The 5,693-nt window shown below is 54.9% G+C and carries 1 protein-coding gene; it reads left to right on the forward strand.

The annotated features are described in order from the left end of the window. Nucleotides 1-23: 23 nt before the first annotated feature. Nucleotides 24-5,693 (forward strand): HYR domain-containing protein (locus IQ219_RS16170; protein ID WP_194073286.1); only part of this gene is annotated, 5,670 nt, incomplete at its 3' end.

The following is a 5,693-nucleotide window of genomic DNA, read 5'->3' on the forward strand; positions in this document are numbered from 1 at the left end:
CGACCTGTCAGCAGACCGTGACTGTGGTTGACAACCAATTGCCAACCATCAGCTGCGCTGCGAACGTAACTGCAAACGCGAATCCCGGTTCATGTTTTGCTACCGTAAGCTTGACTGCACCAACCACCGCTGACAACTGCGGCGTGGCATCAGTGACCAACAACGCACCTGCACAGTTCCCGATCGGTACCACTACCGTAACCTGGACTGTAACCGACAACGCTGGTAACACCGCGACGTGTCAGCAAACAGTAACCGTGACCGACGCTGAGCTTCCCACCATCGTGTGTGCAGCCAACGTGAACACCGTGGCCGATGCCGGTTCATGCTTTGCAACTGTAGTATTGTCTGCTCCTGTTACCGCCGACAACTGCGGTGTAGCTTCAGTGACCAACAACGCACCTGCACAGTTCCCAATCGGTACCACCACCGTAACCTGGACTGTAACCGATAACAACGGCAACACCGCGACCTGTCAGCAGACTGTGACCGTGGTTGACAACCAATTGCCAACCATCAGCTGCGCTGCGAACGTAACTGCAAACGCGAATCCCGGTTCATGTTTTGCTACCGTAAGCTTGACTGCACCAACCACTGCCGACAACTGCGGCGTGGCATCAGTGACCAACAACGCACCTGCACAGTTCCCGATCGGTACCACTACCGTAACCTGGACTGTGGTTGACAACAACGGTAACACCGCGACCTGTCAGCAGGCTGTGACCGTGGTTGACAACCAATTGCCAACCATCAGCTGCGCTGCGAACGTAACTGCAAACGCGAATCCCGGTTCATGTTTTGCGACCGTAAGCTTGACTGCTCCTGCTACCGCCGACAACTGCGGTGTAGCTTCTGTGAGCAACAACGCACCTGCACAGTTCCCCATCGGAACCACCACCGTTACTTGGACTGTAACCGACAACGCCGGTAACTCTGCGACTTGCGAGCAAACTGTAACTGTTACCGATGCTGAACTGCCAACCATCGTGTGTGCAGCGAACGTAAGCACCACAGCTGACGCAGGCTCTTGCTTTGCAACTGTAGTGTTGACTGCTCCTGCAACTGCTGACAACTGCGGCGTAGCTTCAGTAAGCAACAACGCACCTGCTCAGTTCCCGATTGGAACCACTACCGTTACTTGGACCGTGGTTGACAACGCAGGTAACACTGCGACTTGCGAGCAGACTGTAACCGTAACCGACGCTGAGCTTCCCACCATCGTGTGTGCAGCTGATGTGAACACTGTGGCTGACGCCGGTTCATGCTTTGCAACTGTAGTGTTGACTGCACCTGCAACTGCCGACAACTGCGGCGTGGCTTCAGTAAGCAACAACGCACCTGCGCAGTTCCCCATCGGAACCACTACCGTGACTTGGACTGTCGTTGACAACGCCGGTAACTCAGCGACTTGTCAGCAGACCGTAACCGTAACCGACGCTGAACTGCCAACAATCGTGTGTGCAGCGGATGTGAACACTACTGCCGATGCAGGTTCTTGCTTCGCAACTGTTGTGTTGACCGCTCCTACCACCGCCGACAACTGCGGCATCGCTTCAGTGACCAACAACGCACCTGCGCAGTTCCCGATCGGTACCACTACCGTAACCTGGACTGTAGTTGACAACGCCGGTAACTCAGCAACCTGCGAGCAGACTGTAACCGTAACCGACGCGGAGCTGCCGACCATCGTGTGCGCAGCCAACGTGAACACCGTGGCCGATGCCGGTTCTTGTTTTGCAACTGTAGTATTGACTGCTCCTGCTACAGCCGACAACTGCGGTGTAGCTTCTGTGAGCAACGACGCACCTGCGCAGTTCCCGATCGGTACCACTACCGTGACCTGGACTGTAACTGACAACGCCGGTAACTCTGCGACTTGCGAGCAAACCGTAACCGTAACCGACGCGGAGCTTCCAACCATCGTGTGTGCAGCGAACGTTACTGCGAACACGAACCCCGGTTCATGCTTCGCGACTGTATCATTGACTGCACCTACCACCGCTGACAACTGCGGTGTTGCTTCAGTGACCAACAACGCACCTGTCCAGTTCCCGATCGGCACCACTACCGTTACCTGGACCGTTGTTGACAACGCCGGTAACTCAGCAACTTGCGAGCAGACCGTAACTGTGGTTGACAACCAGCTTCCAACGATTTCATGTGCAGCAAACGTTACTGCGAACACGAACCCCGGTTCATGCTTCGCGACTGTATCATTGACTGCACCTACCACCGCTGACAACTGCGGTGTTGCTTCAGTGACCAACAACGCACCTGTCCAGTTCCCGATCGGTACCACTACCGTTACTTGGACTGTAACCGACAACGCCGGTAACTCTGCGACTTGCGAGCAGACCGTGACTGTGGTTGACAACCAGCTTCCAACGATTTCATGCGCCGCGAACGTGACCACCACTGCCGATGCAGGCTCTTGCTTTGCGACTGTAGTGTTGACTGCTCCTGCAACTGCCGACAACTGCGGTGTTGCTTCAGTAAGCAACAATGCACCTGTGCAGTTCCCCATCGGAACCACTACCGTTACTTGGACTGTGGTTGACAACGCCGGTAACTCGGCGACTTGCGAGCAGACCGTAACCGTAACCGATGCTGAGCTTCCAACCATCGTATGTGCAGCGAACGTGAACACCACTGCCGATGCAGGCTCTTGCTTCGCCACTGTAGTGTTGAGCGCTCCTGCAACTGCCGACAACTGCGGCGTGGCTTCAGTAAGCAACAACGCACCAGCGCAGTTCCCCATCGGAACCACTACCGTAACCTGGACTGTAACCGACAACGCCGGTAACGCTGCGACTTGCGAGCAGACTGTAACCGTAACCGATGCTGAACTGCCAACCATCGTATGTGCAGCGAACGTGAACACCACTGTCGATGCAGGCTCTTGCTTCGCCACTGTAGTGTTGAGCGCTCCTGCAACTGCCGACAACTGCGGCGTGGCTTCAGTAAGCAACAACGCACCTGCGCAGTTCCCCATCGGAACCACTACCGTTACTTGGACTGTGGTTGACAACGCGGGCAACACCGCTACTTGCGAGCAGACCGTAACTGTTACCGATGCTGAGCTGCCTACCATCGTATGTGCAGCAGACGTGAACACCACTGCCGATGCAGGCTCTTGCTTCGCAACTGTAGTGTTGACCGCTCCTGCAGCTGCCGACAACTGCGGTGTGGCTTCAGTAATCAACAACGCACCTGCACAGTTCCCGATCGGAACCACTACCGTTACTTGGACTGTAGTTGACAACGCTGGTAACAGCGCTACCTGCGAGCAAACCGTAACCGTCACCGACGCGGAGCTGCCGACCATTACCTGTCCTGCCGACCTTTCACAAGCTGCTGACACCGGAGAAGCATTCGCAACAGTGAGCATCCCAGTACCGTCGACCGACGATAACTGCGCGGTAGCTTCAGTGAGCAACAGCTTTACCGGAACCAACGATGCAAGCGGTGTTTATCCACTTGGTCAAACGACCATCGTTTGGACTGTGATTGACATCTACGGCAACGAAACCACATGTGAGCAAACCATCACCGTGTCTGACGATCAGGCACCGGAGATTACTTGTCCTGCCGATCAAAACGAAGTGTTCAATGCTTCGTGTGCGTTCATCCTTCCAGATTACACCGGTCTTGCTACTGCCACTGACAACAGCGACCCTATCCTCGTGGTTACACAAAATCCGGCTCCTGGAATTTCCGTAACCGGAGACACTTTGGTAACCCTTTCAACTACCGATTCTAACGGTAATACTTCATCATGTGACTTCATGGTGTTTGTGACCGACGCAACGAACCCCACCATTACCTGTCCTGCCGACCTAGCTGAGACTACTGACTTGGGTTCTTGCTTCGCTACCGTTGACCTTGGCACTCCGGTGACCGCCGACAACTGCGGTGTGGCTTCAGTGACCAACAACGCACCTGCACAGTTCCCGATCGGTACCACTACCGTAACCTGGACTGTAGTTGACAACGCCAGTAACTCAGCAACCTGCGAGCAGACTGTAACCGTAACCGACGCTGAGCTTCCAACCATCGTATGTGCAGCCAACGTGAACACAGTGGCCGATGCCGGTTCATGCTTCGCAACTGTAGTATTGTCTGTTCCTGTTACTGCTGACAACTGCGGTGTAGCTTCAGTGACCAACAACGCACCTGCACAGTTCCCAATCGGTACCACTACCGTAACCTGGACTGTGGTTGACAACAATGGTAACTCAGCAACCTGCGAACAGACTGTAACCGTAACCGACGCGGAGCTTCCCGCCATCGTGTGTGCAGCCAACGTGAACACCGTGGCCGATGCCGGTTCATGCTTTGCAACTGTAGTGTTGTCTGCACCTGCTACCGCCGACAACTGCGGTGTAGCTTCAGTAAGCAACAATGCACCTGCACAGTTCCCGATTGGTACAACAACCGTAACCTGGACTGTGGTTGACAACAACGGTAACTCAGCTACCTGCGAGCAGACTGTAACTGTAACCGACGCGGAGCTTCCCACCATCGTGTGTGCAGCCAACGTGAACACTGTAGCCGATGCCGGTTCATGTTTTGCAACTGTAGTGTTGACTGCTCCTGCTACCGCCGACAACTGCGGCGTGGCATCAGTGACCAATAACGCACCTGCACAGTTCCCGATTGGTACAACAACCGTAACCTGGACTGTGGTTGACAACAACGGTAACTCAGCTACCTGCGAGCAGACTGTAACTGTAACCGACGCGGAGCTTCCAACCATCGTGTGTGCAGCTGATGTGAACACTGTGGCTGACGCCGGTTCTTGTTTTGCAACTGTAGTGTTGACTGCTCCTGCTACCGCCGACAACTGCGGCGTGGCATCAGTGACCAACAACGCACCTGCACAGTTCCCGATCGGAACCACTACCGTAACCTGGACTGTGGTTGACAACGCCGGTAACAGCGCTACCTGTGAGCAGACTGTAACCGTGGTTGACCTCGAGAACCCAAGCATCGATTGTCCAGCTGCCATCTCGCAGCCTGCCGATGCCGGTGAGGCCTTCGCTACCGTAACCATTGCGGTTCCAACTACCGACGACAACTGTGCGGTTGCCTCTGTGAGCAACAGCATCAACGGCACCAACGATGCATCGGGCACTTATCCGCTCGGTCAGACGACCATTGTCTGGACTGTGACTGACATCTACGGCAATGAAACCACTTGCGAGCAAATCATCACTGTAGCTGACGATCAGGCACCGGAGATTGTTTGTCCTGCCGATCAAAACGAAGTGTTCAATGCTTCGTGTGCGTTCATCCTTCCAGATTACACCGGTCTTGCTACTGCCACTGACAACAGTGATCCTGTACTCGTGGTTACACAAAATCCGGCTCCTGGAATTTCCGTAACCGGAGACACTTTGGTAACCCTTTCAACTACCGACTCAGCCGGCAACACTTCATCATGTGACTTCATGGTGCTTGTAACCGACGCAACGAACCCCACCATAACCTGTCCTGCCGACCTAGCTGAGACTACTGACTTGGGTTCTTGCTTCGCAACTGTTGACCTCGGCACTCCGGTGACCGGCGACAACTGCGGCGTGGCATCAGTGACCAACAACGCACCTGCACAGTTCCCGATCGGAACCACTACCGTAACCTGGACTGTGGTTGACAACGCCGGTAACAGCGCTACCTGTGAGCAGACTGTAACC

This window comes from Synechocystis sp. LEGE 06083, from assembly GCF_015207725.1.
GTDB lineage: Bacteria > Cyanobacteriota > Cyanobacteriia > Cyanobacteriales > Microcystaceae > Synechocystis > Synechocystis salina.